The sequence below is a fragment of the Nitrincola salilacus genome (genome assembly GCF_046271865.1).
GTDB lineage: Bacteria > Pseudomonadota > Gammaproteobacteria > Pseudomonadales > Balneatricaceae > Nitrincola > Nitrincola salilacus.
Map to the genome: position 1 here is coordinate 4,278,476 of NZ_CP176580.1, position 14,324 is coordinate 4,292,799.

The following is a 14,324-nucleotide window of genomic DNA, read 5'->3' on the forward strand; positions in this document are numbered from 1 at the left end:
GCCTCCGTTGCAGTCTTTTTAAGTATCTCACTTGTTCAGCTTAATACCTGTAGTTACTATAGAGTCAAGAACTGGAGAAAAGACCATGTCACTCAAGATCGGCGCACTGGCCAAACGTACAGACTGCAAAGTGGAAACGATTCGCTTCTATGAGAAGGAGGGGCTCCTGCCGGAACCGGGCCGCACGGAGGGAAACTTTCGCCTGTATGGCGAAAGCCATGTGGAGCGACTGAGATTTATCCGTCACTGCCGCTCACTGGATATGACATTGGAGGAGATACGCGTGCTGCTGGGCTATCGCGATACACCAGAGCGCACTTGCGATGCCATCAATGATCTGGTCGATACCCATATCCATCAGGTGGATGAGCGGATGGCCGAGTTGCAGTCACTGAAAGCCCACCTTCTGGCATTGCGTGAGAAATGTGGCAGCACCCGCCCGGCGGAGCGCTGTGGCATTTTGCAGGGGTTGTCGGATGGCAGTTGTCATGGAACAGGTTGATACCAACCTGAGCCCACTCTGATCTCTTGAGCCATTCACCCACTCGACTGCGAACAATAATGTCCTCTGGCAAGATCGTCCTAGCCTTCAAAGGTGGTACTTGCCATAGTCAATCCAGCCAGCACCCTTCCGTTTTATCTACATCTGAATACTGATATCAGAGCCAACAAATAACGGTGCTCAAAATGATTCCATGCCTCCCTGCATAGACCTTTTTCAATCCAGTTCTCGTATGAGCTGCATAAAAGGAAATTTGAATAATGAGTTTTCTCTATAAATCTGATCCGATCCGTGGCGCCCGATGGGCGGAGTTGTTCGCTGAGCAAGCGCCTGAAATCGACTTTAATATCTGGCCGTCCACCGGCGATCCGAAGGAGGTGCGCTACCTCGCTGCCTGGGAGCCACCGGAGAATCTGGCTGAGACATTTCCAAATCTGGAGATAGTGTTTTCGATCGGTGCCGGTATTGATCAGTTTGACCTGTCGCGCGTGCCAGACAACATACCAGTGGTTCGCATGATCGAATCCAATCTGGTGGCAGGTATGGTCGAGTACGCAACACTGTCCGTGTTGGCTGCGCATCGTGACTGGATCCGATATTCTGCCCAGCAACGTCAGGGCACTTGGAAACCCATGCCTTCAGTTACCGCTAACTCACGCCGTATAGGTGTACTCGGGTTGGGAGTGCTCGGAACAGCCGTGCTCACGAAGCTTCAGACCTTCGGTTTTCAATGTGCGGGCTGGAGCCGCTCTGAACACAGCCTGCCCGGTATCGAGTGTTTCGCCGGTAAAGATTCTCTGCAAAGCTTCCTGGCCCGGAGTGACATACTGCTCTGTATGCTGCCCTTGACTCCAGCCACCCGTGGCATTTTGTCACGCGATCTGTTTCAACATCTGCCTGATGGGGCTGTGTTGATCAATATCGGACGCGGTGGCCACCTGATCGAAACAGACCTGTTGGACGCGCTCGAAAGTGGGCAGATCTCAGCAGCCATCCTTGATGTCTGTAACATCGAACCCTTACCGCAGGATCACCCTTTCTGGCACGATCCACGTATCATGCTGACCCCTCATATTGCCAGCATGACCCATCCGGACACAGCAGTGGCTGCGGTACTCGACAATCTTCGTCGTCACCACAAAGGGATTCCACTGAACGGCTTGGTGGACCGCGAGCACGGTTACTGAATCCCTGAGCGCATAACGCTGAACAAGCAAGCCTAGATCAGCGTTAAAGCAGTTGCTGAATACTGAGAAGCCGTAGCCATGATCTCCTCAGCACAATAAGGGTACGAAAGAATATTCCGTACAAGCCCCGAAAACGTCATTTCTGACCTTCAGAGACCTGCAAGTCGAGATAAAACACCGCATTGCACCGTTTACCATAATTAATACAGGACCGTTCACTCCTCACAAGGTGACCGAACGGCGCGATCACATACCGACTTGAATCAAGTCAGACTCTTACTCGACATTCGGTGAATTGACCATGCAAACATCATCTCTCATCACACTGGACCGCAATCACCTCATTCATCCGGTCGTCAACTATCGTTCTCATGAACAGCGCGGTGTCACGGTGCTCAGCTCAGGTCAGGGCGCCTATCTGCGCGACAGCAACAATCATGAACTTCTGGATGCCTTTTCCGGGCTCTGGTGTGTCAACACCGGCTACGGTCAGGAAAGCATTGTACGCGCCGCAGAGGAACAGATGCGACGGTTGCCCTACGCCACCGGCTATTTCCATTTTGGCTCTGAACCCGCCATCAAACTGGCCGCAAAGCTGGTGGAACTGGCTCCGGAATCTCTGCGTAGAGTCTATTTCACACTGGGCGGATCCGATGCCGTCGACTCTGCTATCCGTTTCATCGTCAACTACTTCAACGCGCTGGGTAAAAGCGAGAAGAAACACTTCATTACCCTTGAGCGTGGCTACCACGGCTCATCTTCACAGGGATCAGGACTGACCGCACTGCCGGTGTTTCACCGCAATTTTGATCTTCCACTGCCCAACCAGCATCGTATTCCCTCTCATTATCCCTACCGCAACCCTGTTGGATCAGAACCAGCAGCGATTATCGAGGCGTCCGTCAACGCACTCAGAGACAAGGTGCAGGAACTGGGGGCAGACCGAGTCGCTGCCTTTTTCTGTGAACCGATTCAAGGCTCCGGCGGAGTTCTCGTGCCACCCAAGGGCTGGCTGAAAGCGATGCAGGACTGCTGCCGTGAACTCGGGATTCTGTTTGTGGTGGACGAGGTAATCACCGCTTTCGGACGTACTGGCCCAATGTTTGCCTGCGAAGACGAAGGTGTCACCCCGGATCTGATGACTGTAGCCAAGGGTCTGACGGCCGGCTACGCACCCATGGGTGCGGTACTGATGAGTGAGGCCGTCTACCAGGGCATAGCCGAAGGGGGTGGAGCAGATTTCCCGATCGGTCATGGGCATACCTATTCTGCCCACCCGGTCAGTGCTGCTGTCGCATTGGAGGTGTTACGCCTGTACGAAGAGGGTGGCCTGCTGGAAAACTGCAAGTGCCAGGCGCCGCACTTTGAGCAGGGTCTGCGCTCGTTGCTTGACCACCCACTTGTAGGTGATGCCCGCAGTCGCGGTATGCTGGGTGCTCTCGAACTGGTCGCCAACAAAGAGAGCAAGGCGCGTTTCGATCCTGCACTCAAACTGGCCGATCGCATCTTTGAAAGCGCCTACCGCAATGGCATTATTCTGCGCGCATTTGCCGATAATGTCTTGGGCTTCGCTCCGGCACTGTGTTACACAAAACAAGACTTCGATATCCTGTTTGAGCGCCTCGAACGCACTCTGAATCAAGTACTTGAACAGCCTGAGGTACGTCGCGCACTGCGTTGACGGGTCGCGTTGCACCCAACTGTGGTGCAGCGCGTAGTGCTCTGCTACTATCGAGCTAATCAGCAGCCGAACCTGTCGGAGCTTTGGATGAACGGCGCAATTAAACTGGATCGTATCGATATCCGCATTCTGGGGCACCTGCAGCGTAACGGTCGGATTTCGAATGTCGACCTTGCTGATGCTGTCGGTCTCTCACCCAGCCCCTGCCTGACCCGGGTCAAACGTCTGGAAAAGGCAGGATACATCAGCGGTTACGGCGCTCAGTTGCAGCTCGACAAGCTGTCCAGCGTCCAGCTTGTCCTCACACAACTGACTTTAGCCAACCACAGGGCTGAGGACTTCTCACGGTTCGAGTCCTATATCCGCAAGTTGGATGAAGTACAGGAATGTCATCTGGTCAGTGGTGGTTTCGATTATCAACTGACTTTCCTCACCCGCAATGTTGTCCATTACCAGAGCATCATGGAGGACCTCCTTGACCAGCGACTGGGCATCGACAAGTATTTCAGCTATATCGTCATCAAATCACCGGTCATCAAAAAATACTACCCCATCGAAAACCTGTTCATCGAAAAGTCTTGATACATCCCCAACAGGCAGAATATCAAGTCACGGCATAAGCTTCCGTATCCTCTCCCGAAAACGCTCGATCCTGCGATTGCAGCCCCCCATTACGACAGTCCCGATCGTGCATTGGCGCCTAATATAGTATCAACACGACTGTTTTCCCGACCGGGTTGAAATCGAAACAGAAGCATTTCGCCTCCACCCGGCATCGACATTCAACTGATTTTACGAGACAGCTGACATGACCTTACTACTCAATCGCCCAGACTTGATGCGCTCCAATAACTTCATCAACGGACAGTGGTGCAACAGCATCAGTGAAGCACGATATCCGGTGCAGAACCCTGCAACCGGAGAAGCTTTTACAACCGTTGCCAACAGCACAGATGCCGATGCCCGGGCAGCGACGGCAGCCGCTCATGCTGCCTTTGATGGCTGGCGCCAACAACCCGCAGCCGTCCGCGCCCAGTTTCTGAAGCGTTGGCACGCGCTGATCCTCGAACATACCGAAGACCTTGCCCGGCTGATTTCATACGAACAGGGCAAACCTCTGGCAGAAGCGCGTGGAGAAGTCGCCTACGGTGCCTCTTATGTGGACTGGTTTGCCTCCGAAGCGGTACGCACCTATGGCGACATTATCCCTGCACCCGTCAGCAGCAAAAAACTGATGGTCGTCAAGGGGCCAGTAGGTGTTGTTGCTGCGATCACTCCCTGGAACTTCCCACTGGCGATGATTGCACGCAAGATCGCACCGGCGCTGGCAGCAGGATGCACCGTTGTTGCCAAGCCGGCTGAAGATACTCCATTGACCGCCCTCGCTCTGGTTGCCCTGGCTCAGGAGGCTGGTCTGCCAGCTGGTGTGCTGAACATCGTCACCTCCTCACGTGAACAGGTTTCCAATGTTGTCGGTGCCTGGCTGGACGATAGCCGAGTCCGCAAAATCACCTTCACCGGATCAACAGCCGTTGGCAAGCTGCTGGCCCGTGAGTCGGCCGCCACACTCAAGCGCCTATCGCTTGAGCTCGGTGGCAATGCGCCCTTCATCGTGTTTGAAGATGCCGATCTTGACGCGGCAGTGGAGGGATTGATGGCGGCCAAGTTCCGTAACGGTGGCCAGACCTGCGTCAGCCCGAACCGGATCTACGTGCAGGAAGCCGTCTATGACGCTTTTGCCGCCAAACTGGTGGCTCGCGTCCAGTCACTCCGAGTGGGCCCCGGCGACCATCCCGACTCCCAGATTGGACCGATGATCAACGCACGTGCTGTCGACAAGATAGAACACCACGTGCAGGATGCGCTGTCACAAGGTGCCACACTGCTGACTGGTGGACAACGCCTCAGCGAAGGCGTCACGAATGGACCTCACTACTATGCACCCACCGTGCTGGGCGATGCCAGCCACACCATGGAGCTGGCACAGGACGAGACCTTCGGCCCGGTAGCGCCGCTGTTCCGCTTCCGGGATGAGACAGAAGTGGTAGAGGCGGCCAATGATACCCCCTACGGTCTTGCTGGCTACTTCTACTCCCGCGATATCAGCCGTATCTGGCGTCTGATTGATCAGCTACAGACCGGCATTGTCGGCATCAATGAAGGTGCTCTCGCATCAGAGTCGGCCCCCTTTGGCGGTGTGAAGGAGTCTGGCTATGGCCGCGAAGGCTCACGCTATGGTCTGGACGATTACATGGAAACCAAATACCTGTGCCAGGGCAATCTCGCCTGAAGGGAGGATATAAGTATGTTTAGCCCCAATGACAATGCTGGTCGCAACCTTGATGCTGGTCTGGCGCCCGACTATCCAATCGAGCTGGATTTCCCCGATATCCGCCCCTACGCCGAAGGCAACTGCGGCACCCCCTATCTGTTCAGCTTTGACAGTGGGCAGCCGGGGCCACACTTGATGATCAACGCCCTCACGCATGGTAATGAGGTATGTGGTGCCCTGGTCGTCAAGGAGCTGCTGGATCTCGGCCTTCGCCCGCGCCGTGGGCGACTGACACTGGCGTTCGCGAATGTCGATGCCTACCAGAATTTCGATCCTGCGCATCCCGATGCCTCGCGCTTCGTTGATCAGGATCTTAATCGTGTCTGGACCTCTGCTCTGCTTGATGACCTTTCTCGCGATTCGGTCGAGTTGAGACGTGCACGCCAGCTGCGGCCTGTCATTGATCAGGTGGACTTTTTACTCGACCTGCACTCCATGCATGAGCGCTGTGCACCGCTGGCTGTGTGCGGCCCTCTGGATAAGGGTCTGGCACTCGCCCATTCAGTGCAGTCACCGTCCTGGGTCATCCGCGATGAAGGCCACCCCGAGGGCTGTCGCATGCGTGATTACGCAGACTTCGGTGATCCGGACAGCCCAAAGAACGCGCTGTTGGTCGAATGTGGTCAGCACTGGGAAGCCTCTGCACTGACGGTTGGACGAGACGTGACCGCGCGCTTTATGAAAACACACGGTATCATCGATGCCGAGGACCTACCCAGCGACTGGTACCAACCAACCGAACAGCCGTTGCGGGTCGTTCGGGTCACCGAACCGGTGGTTGCGTCGAGCAATGATTTCCGCTTTGCCGACAATTACACAGGACTCGAGACCTTTGCCGATGCGGGTAGTATCATCGCCTGGAGAGACGGGGAGCCGGTCCGCACCCCCTATCCTAACTGCGTGCTGGTCATGCCGTCCCTGCGCCAGTTGAGACCCGGTGTGACCGTGGTGCGCTTCGGTGAACTGCAGTCAGACAGCGCACCAACCGACAGGCCAGGAGTCTAACCATGCCCGCTCCGTTAATCACGATTTCCTCTACGTCAAACATCCCGGAAAGAGCGGATGCCGTTATTATTGGTGGCGGCATCGTCGGCGTATCTGCTGCTTATTTCCTGGCTCGTCAGGGTCTGAGCGTTGCGCTGCTAGAAAAAGGTCGCATAGGTGCCGAGCAGTCCAGTCGTAATTGGGGCTGGTGCCGACAACAGAATCGCGATGCCCGCGAGCTTCCGCTGTCTACCAAAAGTCTTGCCCTCTGGGAGGAGATGACCGCCGACATAGGCGAAGACCTCGGCTTTCGTCGCTGCGGTCTGCTCTATCTGTCAGATGATCAGGATGAGCTGGATGGCTGGGCAAAATGGGGAAAATTTGCCGCTACTCAGGGCGTCACAACGCATATGCTGAACGCCGCTGAGGCGGCCGAACGCGGAGCAGCCACGAATAAGCCTTGGAAAGGCGGTGTTTTCTCACCCTCTGACGGCATTGCAGATCCATCAAAAGCAGCGCCTCTGATCGCCAAAGGGGTTCTCAAACATGGCGGTACGATTCATCAGTTCTGCGCAGCAAGAGGTATCGAGACATCCGCCGGAAGAGTATCGGGTGTGATCACTGAACACGGTGTGATCAAAACCAGTCAGGTTGTGATGGCCGGTGGCGCCTGGGCCTCCTCCTTCTGTCGCCAACTGGGGATCCGCTTCCCACAGGCTGCCGTGCGCTCCTCCATTATGTCAATCATGCCGGGTGCCAAAAATATTCCAGACGCGCTGCATACGTCTGATATTACCGTCACTCGCCGCGGTGACGGTGGCTATACTCTCGCAACGTCCGGGCGAGCAAGTGTCGACCCGACACCGCAACAGCTCCGATTTGCATCACATTTTCTGCCGATGTTTGCCAAACGCTGGAAGATTCTCTCACCCGGCGACCTGCAGGGCTGGCTGTCTGGTCATGAAACACGTCGGAAATGGGCACTCGACCGACCAACACCCATGGAACGAATGCGTATCCTTGATCCGCAACCATCAAGAAAAACGTTGGATGAAACCCTCGCACGGGCACGACGTCTTCTGCCAGAGCTGGGCAGCATACCGGTTCAAACCGCTTGGGCGGGCTATATCGACAGTACCCCCGACGGTATACCGGTCATTGATGAAGCTGCGAACCTGCCCGGTTTCATACTGGCTGCCGGTTTTTCCGGCCACGGTTTTGGCATCGGGCCTGGTGCCGGACGCTTGATCGCTGAATTGATCACCGGCCAAACACCTTTTGTCGAACACACTCAATACCGACTATCACGCCTTGATAAGGGTGCCTGGGGCAAGGTTTCCGAGTTCTGATAGTTCCTCTTCATGATGGCCCCTCCATTCCGAGGGGTCATCATCGATTACCAATATGAAATTGATACCTTGATATTGTGCAGAAAATACGCGAGGACAGACTGACGTGCAGGCATGATTCTTTAAGTGAAGAACTCATAATCGGTGCCCAACCCTTCAGCAAGGGCTGCCTTGTACAGCATGGCAACGGTGACATTGTCTTGAATAGCCATACCAACCGAGTCGAATAGTGTGATCTCTTCCGGATTTTCACGCCCCGCCTTTTCCCCCAGCAGAATCTCACCGATCTCGGCGTGAATATCCTCCGGTCTTATCAAGCCCTGCTGAACAGGATGCTGTGTATCGCCGTATTTGATGCAAAGCTCAACAGAGTCGTTGACCACTTTTGCCTCTTTGAAAATATCGGGATCAAGCTCCTGCTTACCCTGCATGTCAGAACCGATAGCGACAATATGTGTACCGGGCTTTATCCACTCGTTTTTGACAACGGCGCCTCTATGGCCTCGTGTGACGGTTACAACCACATCAGCCGCTCGAACAGCCTCCTCTGCCGTTGCGCATTTTTGGATATCAAGACCTGTTTCGGCAGACATCTCCTGAACATACTTATCGAGTTCATATGAAGATGCATTCCAGACAAGCACCCTGGTAAAGTCCCTTACCCTGATAATGGCTCTAAGCTGTCGGCGCGCCTGATTACCGGCACCGATAATGCAAAGCGTTTTCGCATCCTCTCGCGCAAGATACTTGACCGATATGGCACCTGCAGCAGCGGTACGACAGCCGGTAATCCATGTACCGTCCATAATGCATTTGAGTGCACCAGTGTTTGCCTCGAACAGCATAACGGTATTCATACCGGTAGGCAGACCCAGCTCGGGGTTTTTATAATATCCACCGGCAGAGGACTTCAGGGTTATATAACCGCCATCCAGATCAAGACCCGCCTTGAAGTCAATACAGGCATGTGAGTCAGGCAGTTCTACACCCATGAAATCCGGTTGAATAACCTTTCCGCTGTTAAATGCTTTGTAGCCATTTTCAACCGCGGTCAATACTTCGTCCAGGTTCAGGACAGCTCCCACTTCATCTTTATTCAACAATAAGGTTTTCATCTGTCCATCCTATGCATTGAGTATTATCCGATACAGTCCACATGCTCTCCCTTAAGGAGCTGGCCAATCATATCGATATTCCAATTTCCTGAAGTCAGCACGACGCATACCTTTTCATCCGGGCGAACATTGACACGGTTCGATAACAGCGCCGCTATACCGACACAGGAGGAGGGTTCAGCAATCAACTTGGCATCATTAGCCACCACTCTCACCGCTTCAGCAATCGCCTCTTCTGAAACAGTAACGATCTCGTCCACATACTTTTCAATAATGGGGTAGGGGTTCTCTCCCGGCCAGTCGCATGCCAGGCCATCAGCGATTGTTTGCCTGACGGTCACCCGGGTGCGCTCGCCATTCTGACGACTGACATAGTAGGGGCAGCAGGCTTCGGCCTGTACACCGATCACTCTGATCTCTGGCCTTGACTCTTTCACTGCGGTGGCGATACCTGAAATCAGACCACCCCCGCCGATCGGTACCAGCAGGGTATCCACATCGGCCAGATCCTGCATGATCTCAAGCGCGATGGTGCCCTGGCCGGCAATCACATCGAGGTCTTCATAGTTATGCACGATGGTATAGCCATGCGCTTCGACGTCGGCATGGACCTTTTTCCAACGTTCTACATAGCTGCGATCCCACAGCACAACATCTGCACCCATGGCACGGGCATTTTCAACCTTGACCGATGGCGTATCCTCAGGAACGATGACGGTGGCACGGATACCGAGCAGTTGCCCTGCATAGGCACAGGCCTGACCATGGTTACCTGATGAGCTGGTGATGATCCCTCTATCCCGCTCCGCCTGTGTTAAAGACAAAATTTTACTCAATGCCCCGCGGAGTTTGAACGCACCGGTGATCTGCAGCATTTCAGGTTTGATATAGACCTGACAGCCCAACCCCTTATCCATCTTCATCTGTCTGAGCAGAGGTGTATGGCGGACATAAGGTCGGATGCGTTCTGCGGCACGCTCAACATCTGCCAGTGTGACAGGTGATTTTTCCATTTTCACTCTCCTTCTACCTGAAAAAAGCGGGATCTGTACTGGCGGGGCGTCATACCGCAAAGCCGTTTGAAATGTCGCGCCAGATGGCTCTGATCGAAAAATCCGACCTCGCAGGCGATCTCGGTCGGGCGTTGTCCCTGCTCCATCATTGACTTCGCATGCCGGATCCGCACCAGACAGACGTAGCGATAAGGTGAGATTCCCACCCGCTGCCGGAACTGCTTAGACAGACTGAAGCGGGTCAAACCAACCAGTTCAGCGAGATGATCAAGATTGATCGGATCATAGAAGTGCTCATCTATATACTGCCTGACCTGCGTGATGGTATGAGCGGAATGGCACTCATCACTGGCCAGGGTGATCGCTTGAGCAAGACCGCTATCCTGCCCAGCCACAGCTACTCCATACTGCGTACCCATATTCAATATCCTCCAGCGATCAGCAGACCACTTTTTGTGCAGATACACAGATGTTCTGCAAACCGAGATCATTGTGGTGACAGAGTATTTCGTTACCCTTGGCGAGTCGCACACGCGGTGGCGGAACCCGGTTGCATTTGCGATCGATTCTGATCGGACAGCGTGACAGAAAAGGACACAAATCCGGTGACGACAGGGATGAACCGATCAGCGGCAGTTCAGCACGTCCCGCCTGAGTCTCCTCCAACCAGCCCTGATACATCTCCGGTACCGAGTCGATCAGCAGGTGGGTATAGGGGTGGAAAGGCTCTGCCTGGAAGGTTGAGCGCGCACCCTGCTCTACCTTGGCACCGTCATACATCACCACTACTTCATCACAGATCGACTTCACCGTGCTGATATCATGGCTGATGAACAGATAAGAGACGTTCAGTTCGCGCCTCAGATCGGCCAGCAGATCGAGGATCGCCGCCCCCACCACCGTATCCAGGGCCGAGGTCACCTCATCGCAGAGAATCAGATCCGGCTCCGCAGCCAGGGCCCGTGCCAGATTAATACGCTGCTTCTGCCCTCCGGACAGCTCTCCCGGTCGGCGGGAGGCTAGACTCGCCGGCAGTTGCACCAGCTCCAGCAGTTCTGCGACCCTTTGCCGCCGTTTTGCGCCCTTCATGCCGTGATAGAAGGTCAGCGGTCGTGCCAGTATCTCTTCAATGCTGTGGCGTGGATTGAGTGCCGTGTCCGCATTTTGAAACACATACTGAACCCTGCGAAACTGCTCCCGTGTCCGCCCCGTCAAAGACCGGCTAAGTGGCTGACCATCGAGCAGAATCTGTCCGACCGTCGGCTCAACCAGCCCGGCGATGGCACGCGCCAGGGTCGTTTTTCCCGAGCCGGACTCACCGATCACGCCAACTGTTGCACCACGTTTGACTTTGAGATCGATATCCTTCAGGGCTTTTTTGTTGCCAAACCAGAGCTCAAGCCCATGCACCTCCAGCAGTACGTCGTCCTCTATCGCCGTGACGCCAGCGGTCTCACGCTCCTCCGGTTTCATCGCCGCCAGCAGGCTGCGTGTATAGGGGTGCGCGGGAGCTTGCAGAAGCTGATCAGTACGGCTGTTCTCCTGAATTTCTCCATTGCGCAACACCACTATCCGGTCAGCCATCTGCGCCACCACCGCAAGGTCATGCGACACATACACCGCCGTAGTTCCACGTTCACGCACCACCTTTTTGAACGCCCGCAACACGTCGATCTGAGTGGTGACGTCCAGCGCGGTGGTCGGCTCGTCGAGGATCACCAGATCTGGATCGGTGATCAGTGCCATCGCCGCCATCAGGCGCTGCAGCTGCCCACCTGATACCTGATGAGGGTAGCGGGCACCGATATTTTCGGGGTCAGGCAAGGCCAACTCGCGGAAGAGCTGAATCGCCTTCACCTTCGCCTGCTGGTACGACAGGGTGCCATGGATCAGCGCGCTTTCGACCACCTGATCCATGATCGACTTGGCCGGGTTGAATGCGGCAGCCGCACTCTGCGCGATGTAAGAGACCGTCCGCCCTCGAACCTGGGTCAACTGACGGTCGGAAAGCTGCAGCACATCCACATCCTTGATATGAACCGAACCACCGGTGATGCGGCAGCCAGCGCGAGCATAGCCCATCAACGCCAGCGCGATAGTGGTCTTGCCGGATCCTGATTCGCCGATCAGCGCCAGCACTTCACCCTTGTTCAAACTGAAATCAGCACCATGCACGATCGGCACTTCGACGCCGAAGTCGTTTCGGGCCGCCACTCGCAGGCCTTGTACTTTAACGATCTCGTTCATCTCAATTCTCCATCTCGCGCTTGGTACGTCCGCCCAGGCTGTCAATCAGCAGGTTCACACTTATCGTCAATGAGGCGATAGCGACTGCAGGTGCCAGTACCGCAGGTGCCCCCTCTCCCAGTCCCTGAATATTTTCCCGTACCAGAGAGCCCCAGTCGGCATCTGGTGGCTGTACACCCAATCCCAGGAAGCTCATGGCACTCAGCAACAACACAGCGTAGACAAAGCGCAGACCAAAGTCGGTCAACACCGGGCGCAGCATGTTCGGTAATACCTCGGTAAAGATAATGTAGGGCATCGCTTCACCCCGGGTACGGGCGACCTGAACATAGTCCATGGTCATGACATTGACCGCCAGAGAACGCGCAATACGAAAAGAGCCGGGCATATAAGCGATGGCGGCCATCAGTATTAGTATCGGTACCGAAGAGCCGAACGACGCCACCATGATCAGGGCAAACAACTTATTCGGAATCGCAATCAGCGCATCCTGAGTACGACTCATGGACGCATCAATCCAGCCACCTGCAGCCGCAGCCACCAGACCCAGCACAACACCGGCCGTACAGGCCAGGGATGTCGCCAGCAATGCAACCCCTATGGTGTAAGGTGCCCCATGCAGCAGTCGGCTCAGGATATCCCGGCCCAGGTAGTCAGTACCCAGTGGAAACTCCATACTGAGCGGTCCCAGCGCGTCGTAACTGACCAGCGCATTGGCATCATACGGAGCCACCCAGGGACCGAACAGGGCCATCAGCAGCCAGAAGCCCACGACCAGCAGCCCAAGGATACCGCTGACAGACAGGTAACGTCGGCGAGTGTGAGATACAGAGGCGGGCAACGCCTCTATTGTCGGATCCAGATCCTGTCGCTCTTTCGGTGTCGTAGATGTTCCCGGGTGCAGCTGGATCGGAGAAGTGGTGTGTTTAGGGTTCATTTGCGCAGCCTCGGATTAGATAGAATTGCACAGATATCTGCCAGCAGCACCAGCATCAGAAAGCCCAGGCAGAACAACATGACGCAAGCCTGCACCAATGGCATATCACGCATCACCACGGCATTGACCATCAGCGTGGCGATGCCGGGATAATTGAATATCGACTCAACGATAATCACCCCACCCAGCAGGTACGACAGGCTCAGCGCCACCGCATTGGCGATCGGACCCACCGCGTTCGGCAGGGCATGGCGTAGAACAACCCGGATTGGACTGGCGCCTTTCAGTAGCGCCATCTCGACATAGGGTGAGCTGAGCTGGTCAATCACTGCCGCACGGGTCATCCGCGCCATCTGCGCCACCAGCACGCAGCACAGCGTCATGACCGGCATCGCATAGGCGCTCAGCAGATCACGAAATGAATGGACATCAACCGTACGCGACAGGGCCGATAGCCAACCCAGATGTACGGCGAAAATTAAAACCGCAATAGTGGCGATCAGGAACTCAGGAATCGAGACGGCACACACCGTCATGATGTTGCTGAAACGGTCAAAGACAGAACCTCGATACATCGCAGAGAGAATACCGATACTCAAAGCCAGTGGTACAGAGACCACTGCTGTAACCGCAGCCAGAGTGAGCGAATTGGGCAACCGACTGGCGATCATGGTATCGACGGGCATGCCAGTGACCAGTGAAACGCCGGGGTTTCCGGTAATCAGCCCACCCAGCCAACTCAGATAACGCAGGTAGGCTGGCTGATCCAGACCAAACTGCGAACGCAGTGCTGCAATGGTTTCTGGCGTAGCCTCCTGCCCCAGCAACGCTTCCGCAGCGTCACCCGGTAGCAGACTGGTAATCAGAAAAACCACCAGCGACACTATAAACAGTGTCAGCACTCCGATACCAAGACGGTTGATGACGAGTTGAACAATGGTACTGTTCATGATTCACCTTTTCTTATGTGCACCCCA

General features: G+C 55.2%; 13 protein-coding genes. 7 read left to right on the forward strand and 6 right to left on the reverse strand.

Annotated features, from left to right (window positions below):
- Positions 1–85: 85 nt before the first annotated feature.
- From cadR to ACK3CJ_RS19760, 7 genes are all read left to right on the forward strand, one after another.
- Positions 86–502, forward strand: coding sequence for a Cd(II)/Pb(II)-responsive transcriptional regulator (gene cadR, locus ACK3CJ_RS19730; protein ID WP_409523903.1), 417 nt, complete (start codon positions 86–88; stop codon positions 500–502).
- A gap of 260 nt (positions 503–762) precedes the next feature.
- The gene (locus tag ACK3CJ_RS19735; protein WP_409523904.1) at positions 763–1,689 is read left to right on the forward strand and encodes a 2-hydroxyacid dehydrogenase; all 927 of its coding nucleotides are present in this window, start codon (positions 763–765) and stop codon (positions 1,687–1,689) included.
- Positions 1,690–1,990: 301 nt separating this feature from the next.
- Complete coding sequence (locus ACK3CJ_RS19740) at positions 1,991–3,370, forward strand: aspartate aminotransferase family protein (protein ID WP_409523905.1); 1,380 nt, start codon at positions 1,991–1,993, stop codon at positions 3,368–3,370.
- Positions 3,371–3,457: 87 nt separating this feature from the next.
- A complete protein-coding gene (locus tag ACK3CJ_RS19745; protein WP_409523906.1) occupies positions 3,458–3,952 on the forward strand; it encodes an Lrp/AsnC family transcriptional regulator in 495 nt (164 codons plus the stop codon).
- A gap of 226 nt (positions 3,953–4,178) precedes the next feature.
- Entirely contained in the window at positions 4,179–5,660 is a 1,482-nt protein-coding gene (locus ACK3CJ_RS19750) for an NAD-dependent succinate-semialdehyde dehydrogenase (RefSeq protein ID WP_409523907.1), read from the forward strand.
- Between the two features lie 15 nt (positions 5,661–5,675).
- Positions 5,676–6,707 carry a succinylglutamate desuccinylase/aspartoacylase domain-containing protein gene (locus tag ACK3CJ_RS19755; RefSeq protein ID WP_409523908.1) on the forward strand — a complete coding sequence of 344 codons (1,032 nt, stop codon included), beginning with the start codon at positions 5,676–5,678 and terminating at the stop codon, positions 6,705–6,707.
- A gap of 2 nt (positions 6,708–6,709) precedes the next feature.
- Complete coding sequence (locus ACK3CJ_RS19760; protein WP_409523909.1) at positions 6,710–8,035, forward strand: NAD(P)/FAD-dependent oxidoreductase; 1,326 nt, start codon at positions 6,710–6,712, stop codon at positions 8,033–8,035.
- Positions 8,036–8,157: 122 nt separating this feature from the next.
- Here ACK3CJ_RS19760 and ACK3CJ_RS19765 read toward each other — a convergent pair whose 3' ends face one another.
- From ACK3CJ_RS19765 to ACK3CJ_RS19790, 6 genes are read right to left on the reverse strand one after another with little or no spacing between them, the layout of a single operon-like run.
- Complete coding sequence (locus tag ACK3CJ_RS19765) at positions 8,158–9,150, reverse strand: ornithine cyclodeaminase family protein (protein WP_409523910.1); 993 nt, start codon at positions 9,148–9,150, stop codon at positions 8,158–8,160.
- A 23-nt stretch (positions 9,151–9,173) separates the two neighbouring features.
- Entirely contained in the window at positions 9,174–10,163 is a 990-nt protein-coding gene (locus ACK3CJ_RS19770; RefSeq protein ID WP_409523911.1) for a threonine ammonia-lyase, read from the reverse strand.
- Between the two features lie 2 nt (positions 10,164–10,165).
- Complete coding sequence (locus ACK3CJ_RS19775) at positions 10,166–10,582, reverse strand: helix-turn-helix domain-containing protein (protein WP_409523912.1); 417 nt, start codon at positions 10,580–10,582, stop codon at positions 10,166–10,168.
- A 19-nt stretch (positions 10,583–10,601) separates the two neighbouring features.
- Entirely contained in the window at positions 10,602–12,410 is a 1,809-nt protein-coding gene (locus tag ACK3CJ_RS19780; protein WP_409523913.1) for an ABC transporter ATP-binding protein, read from the reverse strand.
- A gap of 1 nt (position 12,411) precedes the next feature.
- Complete coding sequence (locus tag ACK3CJ_RS19785; RefSeq protein ID WP_409523914.1) at positions 12,412–13,347, reverse strand: ABC transporter permease; 936 nt, start codon at positions 13,345–13,347, stop codon at positions 12,412–12,414.
- Positions 13,344–14,297: an ABC transporter permease gene (locus tag ACK3CJ_RS19790; protein ID WP_409523915.1), complete on the reverse strand. Its 954-nt coding sequence runs from the start codon at positions 14,295–14,297 to the stop codon at positions 13,344–13,346. Before ACK3CJ_RS19790 ends, ACK3CJ_RS19785 begins: the two co-directional genes overlap by 4 nt.
- Positions 14,298–14,324 lie beyond the last annotated feature (27 nt).